Annotated in this window: 18 protein-coding genes; 5 read left to right on the top strand and 13 right to left on the bottom strand. The window is 64.5% G+C overall.

Features of this window, described 5'->3' with window-relative positions:
• Positions 1–230: 230 nt before the first annotated feature.
• The 8 genes from murB to POS17_RS08870 all read right to left on the bottom strand — a co-directional run bounded on the left by murB (position 231) and on the right by POS17_RS08870 (position 7,085).
• The gene (gene murB / locus POS17_RS08905) at positions 231–1,250 is read right to left on the bottom strand and encodes a UDP-N-acetylmuramate dehydrogenase (RefSeq protein WP_060838231.1); all 1,020 of its coding nucleotides are present in this window, start codon (positions 1,248–1,250) and stop codon (positions 231–233) included.
• Positions 1,247–1,711 (bottom strand): low molecular weight protein-tyrosine-phosphatase, encoded by a 465-nt coding sequence (locus tag POS17_RS08900; RefSeq protein ID WP_060838230.1) that lies wholly within the window; start codon positions 1,709–1,711, stop codon positions 1,247–1,249. Before POS17_RS08900 ends, murB begins: the two co-directional genes overlap by 4 nt.
• A complete protein-coding gene (kdsB, locus tag POS17_RS08895) occupies positions 1,711–2,475 on the bottom strand; it encodes a 3-deoxy-manno-octulosonate cytidylyltransferase (RefSeq protein ID WP_060838229.1) in 765 nt (254 codons plus the stop codon). The genes POS17_RS08900 and kdsB overlap by 1 nt, the downstream gene beginning before the upstream one ends.
• Entirely contained in the window at positions 2,472–2,657 is a 186-nt protein-coding gene (locus POS17_RS08890) for a Trm112 family protein (RefSeq protein WP_011060103.1), read from the bottom strand. Before POS17_RS08890 ends, kdsB begins: the two co-directional genes overlap by 4 nt.
• 23 nt (positions 2,658–2,680) lie before the next feature.
• Complete coding sequence (lpxK, locus tag POS17_RS08885) at positions 2,681–3,691, bottom strand: tetraacyldisaccharide 4'-kinase (protein ID WP_060838228.1); 1,011 nt, start codon at positions 3,689–3,691, stop codon at positions 2,681–2,683.
• Positions 3,691–4,119: an ExbD/TolR family protein gene (locus tag POS17_RS08880; protein ID WP_060838227.1), complete on the bottom strand. Its 429-nt coding sequence runs from the start codon at positions 4,117–4,119 to the stop codon at positions 3,691–3,693. The genes lpxK and POS17_RS08880 overlap by 1 nt, the downstream gene beginning before the upstream one ends.
• Entirely contained in the window at positions 4,116–4,751 is a 636-nt protein-coding gene (locus POS17_RS08875; protein WP_016968261.1) for a MotA/TolQ/ExbB proton channel family protein, read from the bottom strand. Before POS17_RS08875 ends, POS17_RS08880 begins: the two co-directional genes overlap by 4 nt.
• Positions 4,752–4,868: 117 nt before the next feature.
• Positions 4,869–7,085 carry a DNA internalization-related competence protein ComEC/Rec2 gene (locus POS17_RS08870; protein ID WP_060838226.1) on the bottom strand — a complete coding sequence of 739 codons (2,217 nt, stop codon included), beginning with the start codon at positions 7,083–7,085 and terminating at the stop codon, positions 4,869–4,871.
• Between the two features lie 139 nt (positions 7,086–7,224).
• Between POS17_RS08870 and POS17_RS08865 the strand changes: the two genes are divergently transcribed.
• Complete coding sequence (locus tag POS17_RS08865; RefSeq protein WP_060838225.1) at positions 7,225–7,740, top strand: DUF2062 domain-containing protein; 516 nt, start codon at positions 7,225–7,227, stop codon at positions 7,738–7,740.
• A gap of 53 nt (positions 7,741–7,793) precedes the next feature.
• Here POS17_RS08865 and POS17_RS08860 read toward each other — a convergent pair whose 3' ends face one another.
• The 4 genes from POS17_RS08860 to POS17_RS08845 form a co-directional block, all read right to left on the bottom strand.
• A complete protein-coding gene (locus POS17_RS08860; protein WP_060838224.1) occupies positions 7,794–8,573 on the bottom strand; it encodes an ABC transporter permease in 780 nt (259 codons plus the stop codon).
• Positions 8,570–9,502 (bottom strand): ABC transporter ATP-binding protein, encoded by a 933-nt coding sequence (locus tag POS17_RS08855; protein ID WP_060838223.1) that lies wholly within the window; start codon positions 9,500–9,502, stop codon positions 8,570–8,572. Before POS17_RS08855 ends, POS17_RS08860 begins: the two co-directional genes overlap by 4 nt.
• A 131-nt stretch (positions 9,503–9,633) precedes the next feature.
• The gene (locus tag POS17_RS08850) at positions 9,634–10,257 is read right to left on the bottom strand and encodes a glutathione S-transferase family protein (RefSeq protein WP_060838222.1); all 624 of its coding nucleotides are present in this window, start codon (positions 10,255–10,257) and stop codon (positions 9,634–9,636) included.
• A 42-nt stretch (positions 10,258–10,299) separates the two neighbouring features.
• Positions 10,300–10,959: a transglutaminase-like domain-containing protein gene (locus tag POS17_RS08845; RefSeq protein WP_060838221.1), complete on the bottom strand. Its 660-nt coding sequence runs from the start codon at positions 10,957–10,959 to the stop codon at positions 10,300–10,302.
• A 228-nt stretch (positions 10,960–11,187) separates the two neighbouring features.
• On the opposite strand from POS17_RS08845, the gene POS17_RS08835 reads away from it, so the two are divergent.
• Together POS17_RS08835 and POS17_RS08830 are read left to right on the top strand one after the other, a co-directional pair.
• Positions 11,188–13,635, top strand: coding sequence for an acyl-CoA dehydrogenase (locus POS17_RS08835; protein WP_060838219.1), 2,448 nt, complete (start codon positions 11,188–11,190; stop codon positions 13,633–13,635).
• Positions 13,636–13,721: 86 nt separating this feature from the next.
• The gene (locus POS17_RS08830; protein ID WP_016968255.1) at positions 13,722–14,129 is read left to right on the top strand and encodes a PA2817 family protein; all 408 of its coding nucleotides are present in this window, start codon (positions 13,722–13,724) and stop codon (positions 14,127–14,129) included.
• Positions 14,130–14,286: 157 nt separating this feature from the next.
• On the opposite strand, the gene POS17_RS08825 is transcribed toward POS17_RS08830, so the two are convergent.
• On the bottom strand, positions 14,287–15,240 hold the full coding sequence (locus POS17_RS08825) for a LysR family transcriptional regulator (RefSeq protein WP_060838218.1): 954 nt from the start codon (positions 15,238–15,240) through the stop codon (positions 14,287–14,289).
• 89 nt (positions 15,241–15,329) lie between these two features.
• Between POS17_RS08825 and POS17_RS08820 the strand changes: the two genes are divergently transcribed.
• Both POS17_RS08820 and POS17_RS08815 read left to right on the top strand, forming a co-directional pair.
• A complete protein-coding gene (locus tag POS17_RS08820) occupies positions 15,330–15,956 on the top strand; it encodes a hypothetical protein (protein WP_060838217.1) in 627 nt (208 codons plus the stop codon).
• Positions 15,957–16,002: 46 nt separating this feature from the next.
• Positions 16,003–16,635, top strand: a complete 633-nt coding sequence (locus POS17_RS08815) for a LysE family translocator (RefSeq protein ID WP_060838216.1) — start codon at positions 16,003–16,005, stop codon at positions 16,633–16,635.
• The last annotated feature ends 31 nt before the right edge of the window (positions 16,636–16,666 follow it).

Raw genomic sequence — 16,666 nt, 5'->3', positions numbered from 1 at the left:
GGTGATGGGGTCGAGCCATCTGCCACGGGGCAACGCGGCTGCGGTGCGCGCAGATCGGCTCAGGCTAATCGGGCTCTCTTGTGAAGACGGGGCTTCACCGGGCCTTTGGGGACGACAAATACTTACATTGTTAGCAAGCTAAGTTAAGCCGCCGGACATAAAAAAGCCTTGCAGGGTGTGCACCGTGCAAGGCCTTGGGCTCAAGCGCTGAGCTTAGTTCAAGAGTCGCCTCAATACAGATTCGGCTCCATCTCCAGCTCGACACTGAAACGCTCGGCGATATCGCGCTGGATCCGCCGGGCCAGCTCCAGCAGTTGCAGGCCGGTGGCCGTGCCGTAGTTCACCAGCACCAGGGATTGCAGGCGATGGACCCCGGCATCGGCTTCACGAAAGCCCTTCCAGCCCGCCTGCTCGATCAGCCAGCCGGCCGCCAGCTTGACCTGCCCATCGGCCTGGGGATAACCCACCAGCCCCGGATAGGCCTGCTTGATCTGCGCCGCCAGCAACGCCGGGACCACCGGGTTCTTGAAGAAACTGCCGGCATTGCCCAGCACCGCCGGGTCGGGAAGCTTCTCGCTGCGGATACTGCAGATCGCCCGACTGACGTCGCTGGCCGTCGGATGCTCGATGCCCTGCTCGTTCAGGCGCTGACGCACCGGACCGTACTCGAGGTGCAGATGATCGACGCGATTCAGGACAAAACGCACCCGCAGGATCAACCAGCGACCGGCCTCATGCTTGAACAGGCTGTCGCGGTAAGCGAATTGGCACTGGGCCAGGTCAAAGTCGCGCAACTCCCCGGTTTGCCGGTCCAGGGCGGTCAGGCCGGCGAACACGTCCTTGATCTCCACGCCATAGGCGCCGATGTTCTGCATCGGCGCCGCGCCCACGGTGCCGGGAATCAGGCTGAGGTTCTCCAGCCCGGACAAGCCCTGCTCCAGGGTCCACTGCACGAAGGGATGCCAGGTTTCCCCGGCCTCGGCTTCCACCACCACCCGTTGCCCATCGTCGCTGAGCAGACGGATGCCGCGGCTGGCCATGCGCAGCACCAGGGCCCGGATATCCGCGGTCAGTAGCAGGTTGCTGCCACCACCGATCACCAGCAGGGGCAACTGCTGCGCGGCGCAATAGGCCAGGGCTTCGCGCACGTCGTCATCGCTGTGGGCCTGGGCAAAGCGCAGGGCCTTGACCTCGACTCCGAAGCTGTTGAACGGCTTGAGCGAGACATCGGACTGAATGTGCAGGGTCATAGCCGCCCCTTCAACTCGATCACCAGCCGGTCGCAGGCCTCTTCGATCAGATCCAGCACCTGCTCGAAGCCCTGCTCGCCGTCGTAGTAGGGATCGGGCACCTCATCCAGGACCGACTCGTAACGGCGCAGGAACAGGTCCAACTCGGCCTTGCCCCGGGCCGGCTGCAGGGCCTTGAGGTTGCGCAGGTTGCTCTGGTCCATGGCCAGGATCAGGTCATACACGGCGAAATCGGCACTGCCGACCTGCTGCGCCCGTTGCGCCGAAAGGTCGTAGCCACGGCGCAAGGCCGCCTGCTGGCTGCGTGAATCCGGGGCCTTGCCGATATGCCAGTCGCTGGTGCCAGCCGACGCGACCTGCACCTGATCGCCCAGGCCGGCGGCGCACAACTTGTGGCGCAGCACACCCTCGGCAGTGGGCGAGCGACAGATATTGCCCAGGCAGACGAACAGAACCCGCATCAGGCCTCCAGCAGGCGCCGAACGCGCTCAAGGTCTTCGGCGGTATCGACGCCAGTGGGTGGGGCCTCCAGAGCATCGGCGACATGAATCCGCACGCCGTGCCACAAGGCACGCAACTGCTCCAGGGATTCGGTGTTTTCCAGCCAGCACGGGCCCCAGCTGACGAAGTCATGGAGGAAACCGGCGCGATAGGCATAGATGCCGATGTGGCGCCGGTAAGGCACGCCTTCCGGCAAGTGCTCATGACTCTTGGCGAAGGCATCCCGCGCCCAGGGCAAGGTGGCACGGCTGAAGGTCAGGGCCAGACCGTTGAGGTCCGTGACCACCTTGACCACGTTGGGATTGAACAGCGTCTGCACATCCTCGATCGGCTCGGCCAGGGTGGCCATGCGCGCCTCGGTGTGGGCCGCCAGGTTGGCCGCCACCTGGTCGATCACCGAAGGCGGGATCAGCGGCTCGTCGCCTTGAACGTTGACCACGATGGCATCCGCCGCCAGGCCAAGCTGGGTGGCGACTTCCGCCAGGCGATCGGTCCCCGAGTTGTGGTCTTCCCGGGTCAGCAGCGCTTGCGCGCCAAAGCCCTGGCACGCCTCGACGATACGCGGGTCGTCGGTGGCCACCACCACACGCTCGGCGCCGCTCTTGCAGGCCTGCTCCCAGACCCACTGGATCATCGGCTTGCCGGCAATCAGTTGCAGGGGCTTGCCCGGCAGGCGGGTGGAGGCAAAGCGTGCCGGGATGACCACGGTGAAGGCGCAGCTCATTTGTCCAAGCGCTCTTCGGTAGTCAGGGTACGGGCTTCGCTTTCCAGCATCACCGGGATGCCGTCGCGGATCGGATAGGCCAGGCCGGCGCCCTTGCTGATCAGCTCGGTCTTGTCGGCACTGAGTTTGAGCGGGCCCTTGCAGATCGGGCAGGCCAGGATGTCGAGCAGTTTGGTGTCCATGAGGTTTCCCTGGATAAAAGCGATTAAGGCAACAGACGATCAGGCAGCAGGCGCATCAGCTGGGTATCGAACCAGGCGATGAAGGCCGCGGACGGCACCGCATCCACCGCCAGGTACCACCAGTCGGCAGCCGCGAAGTCACGGCACTTGACCGCATCTTTCTCGGTCATGACCAACGGCAATGACGGGGTGAACGCCAGGGCCTGCGCACTGTATTGAGCGTGATCGGCAAATGCATGGGGGACAGGCCGCCAGTGTAGCGTTTCAAGGGTATTGAAGAAACGCTGGGGGTTGCCGATACCGGCCACCGCGTGCACCGCCTGCCCTGGCGCGAAGTGCTCCACCGGGCGGCGCTCGCCGCTCTGCAGATTGACCAGCGCCGAAGGCTTGAGATGGAAGGCAAAGCCGTCGGCGTGATCATCAAAGGCGCCGTTGTAGAGCAGTGCATCGACGCTCTGCAGGCGCTCCACCGGCTCGCGCAGGGGCCCGGCCGGCAAACAGCGGCGATTGCCCAGGCCGCGGGCCGCGTCGATCAGCACCAGCTCCAAGTCACGGGCCAGGCGGTAGTGCTGCAGGCCGTCGTCGGAGAGAATCAGGTCCAGCGGTTCGGCGGCCAGCAAGGCCTGCACCGCGCGGCTGCGATCAGGGTCGATCATCAGCGGTACGCCACAGCGCTGGACGATCAGCAGCGGTTCATCGCCGGCCACTGCGGCGCTGTCATTGGCCGTCACCCGCCAGGGCAGTTGCGGCGGCTTGGCGCCATAGCCGCGACTGACCACCCCGACCCGCAGGCCAAGGCGCTGGCAGTGCGCCACCAGCCACAAGATCAACGGCGTCTTGCCCGTGCCGCCAACGGTAATGTTGCCCACCACGATCAACGGCACCGGCGGCTGATAGATCGCCCCCTCGCCCGCCAAAAAGCGCCGGCGCTTGCCCACCACCACTCGGCGGTACAGGTATTCCAGAGGCTGCAGCAGCTTCAGCGCGGGATGGCCGTTGTACCAGGCGGCGAGCAAACGATCGGAGAGTGCCATCAGGGTGCCGGCGCCGCCTCGACGGTGGTCATGCGCAGGTGGCTGAAACCGAGCTTGCCGGCCGCGTCCATGGCAGTGATCACCGCTTGATGTTGAGTCTTGCCGTCGGCGCTGATGGACAGCGGCAGATGGGTGTCCCCTGCCGACTCCTTCTGCAAGGCGTCCATCAGGGTGGCCAGGTCACTTTTCGGCAGGACCTGATTGTTGACCGAGAACACCCCGTCGGCGCTGATGGCGATATCCAGCTGCTTGACCTCCTGGTCTTCGGCGGGTGAGCCGCTGACCGCTTCCGGCAGGTCGACCCGCAACTGGGTCTCCCGGGTAAAGGTGGTGGTGACGACGAAAAACAGCAGCAGGATGAACACCACGTCAATCAATGACGCGAGGTTGATGTCCACGGTTTCCCGGGGTTTGCGACGGAATTTCACGCTTTGCCCTCGGCCAGGTCGACATCGCGGTCACCCTGGATCACTTCCACCAGCTTGATCGCCTCCTGTTCCATGCCCACCACCAGCTCATCGACCCGACGTTGCAGGAAGCGGTGGAAGAACACCGAAGGAATCCCCACCATCAGGCCCGCGGCAGTGGTGATCAAGGCCTTGGAAATACCGCCGGCCAGCACGTGGGCGTTGGTGGTCATGCCCGAGCCCATGAACGAACTGAAGATGTCGATCATGCCCAGCACCGTGCCCAAAAGGCCCAGCAGCGGGGCCATGGCGGCGATGGTGCCGAGGGCATTGAGGTAGCGCTCCAGCTCGTGGATCACGCGGGCCGCCGCCTCTTCAATGCATTCCTTCATGATCTCGCGACCATGCTTGGAGTTGGCCAGGCCCGCGGCCAGGATCTCCCCCAGGGGCGAATCGGCGCGCAGCTCCTTGAGCTTTTCCTTGTTCAGTTGCTTGTCCTTGATCCAGCGCCAGACCTGACCCAACAGATGGGGCGGGGTGACCCGGCTGGCCCGCAGGGTCCACAAACGCTCGGCAATGATGCCCACAGCCGCGATGGAACTCAGAATGATCGGCAACATCATCCAGCCGCCGGATTTGACCAATTCCCACACAGTGACAGTCCCCTCGAAAAAGTGCGCCACTCTAACATAGGGGCCGGACGCACCGAAGACCGTGATGTCGCATGCTCACAGGCTTTAATAACTCACGGTTATTTAAGGCATTAGTGCTCAATCGCGCCAGAAACGCCGCTGCGCGCGCAGGCTTTGCACGGGCCCGAAAGTCCCCAGGCGCAGTTTCAGCGCTCCTTGATCGGCGCTGTCATGCACAGCCACCCCCAGCCGTCGATAGCGCGCCAGTACCTCGGCATGGGGATGACCGAAGGCATTGCCCCGCCCGCGGGAAATCAGCACCGCGGTCGGTCGCAGGCGTTGCAGCAGGGCCATGGACGAAGAAGTGCGACTGCCATGATGGGGGGCCTGCAACCAGTGGGTGTGAACCGCCAGCGGACTGGCGAGCAATGCCCGTTCGGCATGCACGTCGATGTCGCCGGTGAGCAACAGCCGCTCGCCCCGAGCCTCGACCTGCAACACGCAGGAAGCCTGGTTGCCATCGGCCGCCGCCGGCCATTGCCACAGCCGAAAGCGCACCCCATTCCATTGCCAGCCCAGGCCCGACTCGCAAGGCTGTGCTTGCAGGGCGTCGGGCAATGCCCCGGGCTCGCCGCTGCGCACCCGGGCCACATCGATTCCGCGCCAGACCGCCAGGGCGCCACCGGCATGATCGTTGTCGGCATGACTGAGCAGCATCAGGTCCAGCTGCCTGATCCCCAGCTTGCGCAAGCTGGGCAGCACCACCCGCTCGCCGAGATCGAAATCCCCCACCCGGGCGCCGGCATCGTAGAGCATGGCATGATCGCGGGTGCGCAGGAGCATCGACAGCCCCTGCCCCACGTCCAGTTGCCAGACCTCCACCTCACCCTCGGGCAGCACTCGCTCGGGCGGCCAGATGGCCAATAGCAACAGCGGCCACCCCAGCACCCGCAGCGGTACACCGCTGGGCAGGAGCAACAGCAAGGCCCCCAGGGCACTGAGCCCCCAAAGCCACCAGGGCAGCAACGGCGCCACCCAGGCCGGCCAGGCACCGGCGATCATCCCCAACAGGCGGAACAGCCCATCCAGCAGCCCCCCGGCCAGCCACAGCAACCCCTCGCCCACATGTGGCACCGGCAGCAGCAGACAACCCAGCAGGGCCGGCGGCAGCACCAGCAGACTGATCCACGGCACCGCCAGCAGATTGGCCAGGGGACCGCTGAAACTGATGGGCAACCCCAGGGCCAGCAGCGGCGGCAGCAAGCCAATGGCGATCAGCCACTGCGCACGGCTCCAGGCCTGCCACCAGCGCCAGCGCCCCAGGCGCCCGGCGAAGGTAAGAAGCAGGATCGCCACCGCGGCAAAGGACAGCCAGAATCCCGGCTGCAGACTGGCCAGGGGCTCGAACAGCAACACCGCATTCAACGCCAGCAGCCAGGGTCGCCAGACGCCCAGATGGCGAAAGCGCAGCCGCCATAGCAGGACCAGGGCGACCATCACGCAAGCCCGTTGCACCGGCACATCGAACCCGGCCAGCAAGCCGTAGCCCAGAGCCCCGAGAAAGGCCAGGGCACAGGCCCAGGGCAACCATGGCAGGCGCTCGGGCCAGATGCCCCAGCGGGCAAGCCCGGCCACCCCGAGGTAGATCACCCCGGCCAGCAGGCTGATGTGCTGACCGGAAATCACCATCAGGTGAACCGTGCCGGTGTCCTGCAGCACCTGCCAGTCCTGGCGCGTCAGCCCCGAGCCGTCGCCCATCACCAGTGCCGCCAGCCCGGCGCCACGCCCTTGTGCCTCGACACCCAGCAGGCGCTGGCGCAGGCCCTCGCGCCAGGCCAGGCGGGCGGGCCTGAGCAACTGCCCGGCCTTGACCGTGCCGGTGGCCCCGATGCGCCGCGCCAGCAGCCAGGCCTGGTGATCGAAGCCCTGGACATTGAGCAGCCCGGCAGGACGCCGCAACGTGACCGCCAGGCGCCAGCGCTCGCCACTGTGCAGCGGCGGGGCGTCGCGCCAGGCCAGGCGTATCCGCCGCGGCAGACGCTCGCGTCGCGCCTGGGCACCCTGCAGTTCAAAGCGCACCACGCCCTGGCCCTGCTCCGGCAAACCACTGACCTGCCCCTCCAGCCAGCGGGTCTGTCCTTCCAGGCCAGGAGCCAGGCGATCATTCAGGGCCCAATGCCCGGAAACGCAAGCCCAGGCGAAACCGAAGAGAAAAAATGCCACGGGATGTGTACGAAACGGCAGCAGCATCAGCCCCACGACCGCCAACGCCAGCAACAGCCAGACCGGCGGCAACACCGGTAGAAAACCCAGCGCCAGCAGCCCCGCGGCCAGTGCCAGCAACCCCGTCCCCATCAGCCAGCCCCTCCTTGGCAGTCCCTACTCTGGGCTTAGCCGAGGATCGGCGGCGCGGCTTTATCATTTGTCACAATGTCTGAATTTGCCCTGACTAGAATCCGTTCATAATCGCGGCCTGATCCAACCGAGAAGCCTTATGCCCCGGCGCTTATTCAAACGTTACATGCCAGATCCGGCCAGCATCCGGGAACACAAGTCCTTACGCTTTCTTGGCACGCTGTTGCATGACGCCAACCTCTGGCACCTCAATCGACACTCCGTGGCCCGCGCCATGGCGGTGGGCTTGTTCGCCGCCTTCATCCCCATTCCGATGCAGATGCTGCTGGCGGCGGTGCTGGCCGTCTGGCTGCGGGCCAACATGCCCATCAGTGTCAGCCTGGTGTGGCTGACCAATCCCATCACCATGCCGCCGGTGTTCTTCTGCACCTATCAACTGGGGGCCTGGCTGATGAACGTGCCGGCCCGCACCCTGCCCGACGAGTTGACCTGGGAGTGGATCAGCGGTCAGCTCAGCACCCTGTGGCAACCCTTTCTCCTGGGGTCGGTGGTGGCCGGCCTGGTGCTGGGAGCCGCGGCCTATTGCCTGACCATGCTCTATTGGCGCTGGTGGGTCGCTCGCCAGTGGCGCAGGCGCAAGCAGCAGCGCCTATGAACAACGCAAACGGCCTCCCGAAGGAGGCCGTTTGCATCAGACGCGCAAGCCGTTCACTGACGCATGCCGCGCCCGCTGACCAGCAACCGGGCGCAACCGATGTACAGCACCACGGTGGCCACCAGCATGAACGTGATGGCCACGCTGATCCGGATGTCCGACACCCCGAGGATGCCGAAGCGGAAGGCGTTGACCATGTGCAGCACCGGGTTGGCCAGGGACACGGTCTGCCAGAACGGCGGCAGCAGGTTGATCGAATAGAACACCCCGCCCAGGTAGGTCAGGGGGGTCAGCACGAACGTCGGAATGATCGAGATGTCATCGAAGTTGCGCGCGAACACCGCGTTGATGAAGCCCAGCAACGAGAAGATGGTCGCCGTCAGCACCACCACCAGCACGGTGACGCCCAGGTGATGCACCTGCAACGTGGTGAAAAACAGCGACAGCAGGGTCACGATGATCCCCACCATCAGGCCCCGCAGGACCCCGCCAAGGGTGTAGCCGATCAGGATGGTGTGCGGCGACACCGGCGATACCATCAGTTCCTCGATCGAGCGCTGGAACTTGCTGCCGAAGAAACTCGACACCACGTTGCCGTAGGAGTTGGTGATCACCGACATCATGATCAGCCCCGGCACGATGTACTCCATGTAGGTGAAGCCACCCATATCGCCGATCTGCCGCCCGATCAGGTTACCGAAGATGACGAAGTACAGGACCATGGTGATGGCCGGCGGCAGCAGGGTCTGCGGCCAGATCCGGGTGAAACGGCGGATCTCGCGATAGACGATGGTGTTGAGTGCCACCAGGTTGGGTTTCAACTCCGAACTCATACCGCCACCTTCGACAGATTCTTCTCCACCAGGGACACGAACAGCTCCTCAAGTCGGTTGGTTTTGTTACGCAGGCTCAAGACCTCGATGTTCTGCAGGGCCAGCTGACCGAACAGCGCGGTGATGCCGACGGCCTTGTCCACCTGGACTTCCAGGGTGTGGCTGTCGACCAGCCGGGTCGGATAGCCGGCCAACTGCGGCGCCACGCTGAGGTCGTGCTTGAGGTCGAGCAGGAAGGTTTCCACATGCAGCTGACTCAGCAGCTGACGCATGCTGGTGTTCTCGACGATGGTGCCGTGGTCGATGATGCCGATGTTGCGGCACAGCTGTTCAGCCTCTTCCAGGTAATGGGTGGTGAGGATGATGGTGATGCCTTTCTGGTTGAGCTCGGTGAGGAAGGTCCACATCGAGCGACGCAGCTCGATGTCGACCCCGGCAGTGGGTTCGTCGAGGATCAGCAGGCGCGGCTCGTGGACCAGGGCCCGAGCGATCATCAGGCGTCGCTTCATACCACCGGACAGGGAGCGTGAAGGCACATCGCGCTTGTCCCACAGGCCGAGCTGGGTCAGGTACTGCTCGGCCCGCTCCTTGGCGATTCTTGCCGGAATGCCGTAGTAGCCGGCCTGGGTCACGACGATGTCGAAGGTCTTCTCGAACTGGTTGAAATTGAATTCCTGCGGCACCACACCGATGCAGCGCTTGAGCGCCGCCGGCTCACGATCAAGGTCGTGGCCGAAGACATTGACGCTGCCGCTGGTCTTGTTCACCAGGGTCGAGAGAATGCCGATGGTGGTGGATTTACCGGCCCCGTTAGGGCCGAGCAGGGCGAAGAAATCACCTTCGGCGACGTCCAGATCGATACCACTCAGGGCCTGGAAACCGTTGCCGTAGGTTTTGGTTAGCTGCCGGATGGACAGAGCGGAACTCATATCGGATTCATGCACCAAGAAGGGGAATTGAATAAGTAAGGGCGGTCCGGTCGGATTGCAACGACGCCGGACGCACGCCATGGTGCGGGTCCAAGCCACGCAAGTACAGTCACGCTTGTTGATAGTGGGTATTAAGTCAAAGCGGTCATGACTGCCTGACGATAGGCCGGGCGCTGCTTCAAACGCTCATACCAGGCTTGCAGATGGGGCATCGACGGCCGCTCGATGGGCATTTCAAACCAGGCATAGATGAAGCTGCCCAGCGGGATATCGCCGACCCCGATCTCCTCTCCCGACAGATAGGGCTGCCCGGCCAGTGTCTGCTCGACCCGGGCCAGCAGCTCGACGCAGGTTGCCTTGGCGGCATTGATCTGTTGCCAGTCCTGCTGCGCCGCCGGAGTGCGCAATATGCCCCAGAACAGATGGCGGAAAGGTTCGGCGAAGGTCGAGGTGGTCCAGTCCATCCACTTCTCGGCACTGGCCCGGGCCTGCACATCGGCCGGATACCAGTGGCTGTTGGCGGCATGCCGAGCAGCCAGGTAACGCACGATGGTGTTGGACTCCCAGAGCACGAAGCCGTCGTCTTCAATCAACGGGATGCGCCCGTTGGGGTTCAGCGCCCGGTAGGCCGGAGTGTCCACCACGCCAAAGGCGCCCCCGGCATCCAGGGACTCATAGGCCAGCCCCAGCTCTTGGGCACACCACAACGCCTTCCTGACATTCGACGAGTTCTTGCGACCCCAAATCTTCAGCATGACCATCCCTCAGTTATGAATGCCGGGGCAGTCTACGCCGGATCAGCCGCGACTCAAATCACGGCGGATGTCCCCCTGCAGAACGCCTCCCTGCTCGCCGAACAGATGGGGATAGCATGCCTGCAGGTGGCTGAAGAACAGCGCCTGCGGCACATCGGCGAAGTGCCCATGGTCCACCAGGTACTCCATCGACTGGTCGCCCTGACGGTTGAAGGGGTGAAAGACACTGTCCTGCACCCCGTCAAACTCCAGCGGCGCCACATCGAACAGCTCGCACAGACTCTGGTTGAACGCCGGCGTGGCCTTGACCCAACGCCCCTGCAGGTACAGCTCGGTGTAGCCGTGCATGGCGAACACATCACTGCGCAACAGCTCCAGCAGACGCGGGGTCGACAAGTGATTGCGCACGTCCGCCAGGCCGATGCGCGCGGGGATCCCGCAATGCCGGGCACAAGCGGCCAGCAGAGTGGCCTTGGGCACACAGTAGCTTTCGCCGGCGGCCAGGGCATGACTGCCCCGCAGGGTTTGCGGATCAGGGCTGAAGGAATAGAAGTTGTAACGCACGGCCTCACGCACCGCGTAATAAAGGTTCACCGCCTGCTGCCGCGGATCGCCGCCGGCACCGCGATGAAATTCGGCGAACTCCACCACCGCAGGGTGGTCACTATCGATGAAGCGGCTGGGACGCAAGTACTGGTTCATGGGCAAAACCTCCAAGCGAAGCCTGGAGTCTATCGAGACGTCCGCCCTGGCGATAACGACGTTTCGGCCAAAGATCGGGGTCGGCCCGAGTACCACCAGCCGTTCGTCAAAGCCCCCGCTGGCCGGCAAAGTCAACCGTTGCACCCGCACCGCCGCGATCACCCGCTTTGTCGGAGGCCGACTAAGCTCTGAGGGTGATTTGGCCCCTGGCTTCATGGAGGATTGAATATGCTGTTGTTGTGGATACTGGTTTTGCTGGTCGGGGTCGCCTACCTGGCGCACCGTCGCACCGCTCCCCTGCCCGCCCTGGGCGCCGTCGCCGTCTACCTGCTGGCCATGGGTGCCTTCAGCCGGGCTCCCGGCTGGCTGCTGCTGGTGTTCTGGATAGTGCTGGCGGCCGTTGCCGCGCCGCTGTTGCTGCCCGACCTGCGCCGCAAGTACTTCAGCGCCCCGTTGTTCGCCTGGTTCCAGAAAGTTCTGCCGCCCATGTCGCAAACCGAGCGCGACGCCATCGATGCCGGCACCGTGTGGTGGGACGGCGAGCTGTTCAGCGGCCGCCCCGACTGGAACACCTTGCTGGCCTATCCCAAGGCCCAACTGACCGCTGAAGAACAGGCGTTCATCGACGGCCCCACCGAAGAACTCTGCGCCATGGTCAGCGACTGGCAGATCGGCCAGCACATGGACCTGCCTGCCGCGGCCTGGGCCCATATCAAGGAGCACGGCTTCTTTGCCCTGATCATTCCCAAGGAGTACGGCGGCAAAGGCTTTTCCGCCTACGCCCACTCCCAGGTGGCGATGAAACTGGCCACCCGCAGCGGCGACCTGGCCTCGACCGTCATGGTCCCCAACTCCCTGGGCCCGGCCGAACTGCTGTTGCATTACGGCACCGATGAACAACGCAATCACTACCTGCCGCGCCTGGCCCGCGGTGACGACATTCCCTGCTTCGCCCTCACCGGCCCGCTGGCAGGCTCCGACGCCGGCGCGATGCCCGACACCGGCATCATCTGCAAGGGTCAATGGCAAGGCGAGGAAACCCTCGGCCTGCGCCTGAACTGGGAAAAGCGCTACATCACCCTGGGCCCGGTGGCCACCCTGCTGGGCCTGGCCTTCAAGGCCCACGACCCGGACCATTTGCTGGGCGAGCAGGAAGACCTGGGCATCAGTCTGGCGTTGATCCCCACCGACACCCCGGGGGTGGAGATCGGCCGCCGCCACCTGCCCCTGGGCGCCGCCTTCATGAACGGCCCGAACTCCGGCAAGGACGTGTTCATTCCCCTGGACTACCTGATCGGCGGCCGGGAGATGCTCGGCAAAGGCTGGATGATGCTGATGAACTGCCTGTCGGTGGGACGCTCGATCTCCCTGCCGGCGGTGGGCACCGGCGCCGCCAAGTTCACCAGCCTGGTGACCGGCCAGTACGCCCAGGTGCGCGAACAGTTCAACGTGCCACTGGCAGCCTTCGAGGGCATCCAGGAAGCCCTGGCCCGCCTCGGCGGCAACGCCTGGCTGATGGACAGCGCGCGCATGCTCACCGCCAATGCCGTGGACCTGGGGGAAAAGCCCTCGGTGCTCTCGGCCATCCTCAAGTACCACCTCACCGAGCGCGGACGCGAGTGCATCAGCCACGCCATGGACGTGCACGGCGGCAAGGGCATCATCATGGGGCCCAACAACTACCTGGGCCGCAGCTGGCAGGGCGCACCGATCTTCATCACCGTGGAAGGCGCCAACATCCTCTCGCGCAACCTGATGATCTTTGGCCAGGGGGCGATCCGCTGCCACCCGTTCGTGCTCAAGGAAATGGCCCTGGCCGGACGCGAGGACCATGACCAGGCGCTGAAGGAGTTCGATGCCCTTCTGCTCCAGCACATTGGTTTTGCCGTGAGCAATGCCGCCAGCACCCTGGTGCTGAACCTGGGCCTGGGCCACTTCGAACAGGCCCCCGGCGACCCGCTCAGCCAGCGCTACTTCCGCGCCCTGAACCGCCAGGCCGCGGCCTTTGCCCTGCTGGCCGACTTTTCCATGATGCTCCTGGGAGGCGAGCTCAAGCGGCGCGAGCGGCTCTCGGCGCGCCTGGGCGATGTGCTCAGCCACCTGTACCTGGCCTCGGCGGCACTCAAGCGCTATCACGATCTGGATTCACCGGAGTACCTGCGGCCCCTGCTGACCTGGGCCCTGGAAGAAAGCCTCGGCCACTCCGAACGCGCCCTGGACGAGTTGCTCAGCAACTTCCCCAGCCGCCTCTTCGGCTGCCTGCTACGGGTCTTGGTGTTTCCCTTCGGCCGTCGCCATACCGGGCCGTCGGACCGCCAGGATGCCGAAGTGGCGCAAATCATTGGCCGCGCCCAGGGCGACCCGGCCCTGGAAGCGGTACTCGCCGGCTGCTATCGCCCGCAATCCACGGACGATCCGGTAGGCGCCCTGCAGCACGCCTGCAACCTGCTGAGCGCGAGCCATCCACTGCAGAAAAAACTCCACGAAGCGCTGAAAAGCGGCCAGGTCAAACCGGCGGCCGGTGAATCGGCCATCGATGCGGCCCTGGAGGCCGGCGTGCTGCAAGCGGCCGAAGCCCAGAGCCTGCGGGATGCCGAAGCGGCGCGACGCAAAGTCATCGACGTGGACGACTTCGCCAAGGAGGATCTGACCTTGATTGAGGGCAAGACCCGCTGAACGGCGGCCCTTGAGGCAGGCCGATTATGAAACCGGGCGCTGGGGCTATATACTCCCGCGCCCGTTTTGCTCTTGAGGACCCTGTCATGTCCAACGTCGTCGCCGATCATCTCGTCCTCCTGGACCACCTGCGCAGCATCCTGGTGGCGGTGGGAGAAGCCGAACAGGTTCCCGAGGAAAGCCATGCGCTGTTCCTGGAGCGCTTCGACGAACTGCGCGCCTCGCTGCCGATCGACCCGATCGAAAGCCAGTACCTGGGCCAGGACCTGCTGTGCCAGATCATGCAGCGCTATCCGCAGATCGCTCACCTGGTACCTCGCGACCTGCTGTGGTTCTTCGCCGGCGACTGCCTGCACTACATGCCCGATGAAGAAATCGACCTGTACCAGGCCCTGGAAGAACGCCGCTTCGAAGCCGAGCAGAACGACGAGCCCTTCGACTGGAACCAGGAAAAACAGCTGCTGGCGCTCTCCGCCCAGGACAGCAAGCACTGATCGCCGCGCCTCGCGCAGCCAAGGCCCGCCCGGTTCGTCCGGCGGGCCTTTTTTGTGCCCGCCTTAGCGCGTCGTCCTCGTAGGAGCCGGCTTGCCGGCGAAGAGGCCCTTGGGTCTTGCATCGCCCTCAGAGACACCTTCGCTGGCAAGCCAGCGCCTACAAGATGCGTTCGCCCTTGCCGGGGCGGTGCAGGGTCGGCTCCCTGGCCAGGCACTCCACCAGATAGTCGATGAACACCCGCAGCTTGGGCGGCAAGTAGCGGGTCGGCGAATGCAGGAGCCAGGCCCCGCCGTGGTAGGAGGCAAGAAAGGTCCACTCCGGCAGCACCTGGACGATCAGTCCCTGCTCCAGGGCATGACGCGCGGTGAAATACGGCAGGCTGCCGATGCCCAGATGCTGCAGCACCGCGTCCAGGCGCACACCGGTGTGGTTGGCGGCGTAACGCCCGCGCACACCGACAGTCACCGCCTTGCCGCCCTGGGTGAATTTCCAGCGGGCGTCGCTGGGGGTCTCCCCGAGATAGATGCAACTGTGCTGACGCAGATCCTGTGGGTGCAACGGCGTGCCATGTTCCGCCAGATACTGCGGGGTGGCACACAGCAGGTGATCGATGCGCAACAACTGGCGCCCGATCAAGCCCGGCGGCGGGCGATCGGTGATGCGGATCGCCAGGTCGACATTGTCTTCGATCAGGTCGATATCCCTGTCTTCATGCAGCAGTTCGACATCCACCTTCGGGTAGCGCCGCAGAAACTCCGGCATATGGGGATGCACCACGAATCGTCCCACCGCCTTGGGCACGCTGACTCGCACCACGCCTTCGGCCTCATGGGTGAACTGACCACTGATCTCCATGACCGAACGGGCCGCGCTGACCATTTCGCTGCAACGCTTGAACACCTCTTCGCCGCCGTCGCTCAAGCGCAACTTGCGGGTGGTGCGTTGCAGCAGGCGGGTGGCCAGGGCCTTCTCCAGGCGCGAAATGCTGCGACTGACGGCAGACGGCGAGGACCCCAACTGGCGCGCGGCTTCGGAGAAGCTGCCGGTTTCCACCACCCTGACGAAGATGGCCATTTCCGCCAGTAATGGCAGCGGTAGATTTATGCTCATGACGCAATAGTCCATTGAGTTTTGAACGGATTATCACGCAATTACCCAGGCCCCATAATAAAAAATCATTTGGATTCAGGGTTTGAGAAATGACGCTTCGCCTGTACTACGAACATGACCTGCTGACCGCTCAGGTCGAACTGCTGAGCTGCCTCCCCCGGGACGGGCTGTTTGCCGCAACCTTGCATGCCACGCCCTTTCACCCCCAGGGCGGCGGCCAGCCCAGCGACACCGGCTGGATCGGCGCGGCGCAGGTGCTGCGGGTCGCCCAGGAAGATGAGCAGATCGTGCATTACCTGAACCAGCCTCTGACACCGGGAAGCCACGCAGCTCGCGTGGATGAGCCGCAGCGCCTGTTCAACAGCCGCATGCATTCGGCCGGGCACCTGATCGGCCACTTTGTGCAAAGCCAGGGCTGGACGCCGATCAAGGCCCATCACTGGCCGGGAGAGGGCCGGGTCTCATTCAAACCGGGCGAACAACCTGGGGAAATCGACTGCGCCAGGGTGCAAAACGCCCTCGAACAATGGATTGGCGAGGATTTACCCCGACATATTTCCCTGGCGGCCGGAACCCGCCAGGTCGGGTTTGGCCCGCTGCCCGCCTATGGTTGCGGTGGCACCCATGTCCAGCACCTGCAACAACTGGGACGGGTGAGCATCGACTCGGTCTCGCAGAAGAAAGGCATTCTCTCGGTCAGCTACAGCCTCGACTGAAAACGCCCGCGCCCTCCCCCCCTCCAAACTGCTTTGCGGAGTCAGCATGCTGTCCAATTATCTTGGCGAGTTTCTCGCCCTGGCCCTGGTTCACTTCCTCGCCGTGGTCGCCCCGGGGCCGGACTTTGCCGTCACCATCCGCCAGAGCGTGCGCTTCGGCCGGATGACCGGGGTCTGCACCGCCCTGGGGATCGGCGCCGGCATTTCGGTGCATGTGCTCTACACCCTGCTGGGAGTCGGCGCCTTGATGCACGCGACGCCCTGGCTGCTGAGCGCCGCCAAACTGCTGGGCGCCGCCTACATTCTGTACCTGGGTGTCAGCCTGTTGCGCAGCAAGGCCAAGACCGCGATCCCGGGCGAAACCGCGCAGGATGAACCACAACAGACCCTGCTGCGGGCCTTTACCACCGGATTCCTGACCAACGCCACCAACCCCAAGGCGACCCTGTTTTTCCTGGCGATCTTCACCACCCTGGTCAGCGCCACCACGCCGCTGGGCATTCAGGCGGCGTATGGGGCCTGGATGTGCCTGGTCAACGCTTTGTGGTTCGTGATCGTCGCGCTGTTCTTTTCCAGCGCCCGGGTGCGCCTGCTGTTCATGCGCCTGGGGCACTGGTTCGAGCGCTGCATGGGACTGATCCTGCTGCTGTTCGCCGGACGCCTATTGCTGTCGCTGTAAGCGCCCCAAGACAAAGGCCCGCACAGTCGTC

Source organism: Pseudomonas sp. Os17 (assembly GCF_001547895.1).
Classification (GTDB): Bacteria; Pseudomonadota; Gammaproteobacteria; order Pseudomonadales; family Pseudomonadaceae; genus Aquipseudomonas.
The sequence above is the reverse complement of the archived record's forward strand: the minus strand, read 5'-3'. Positions and strand labels throughout refer to the sequence as shown.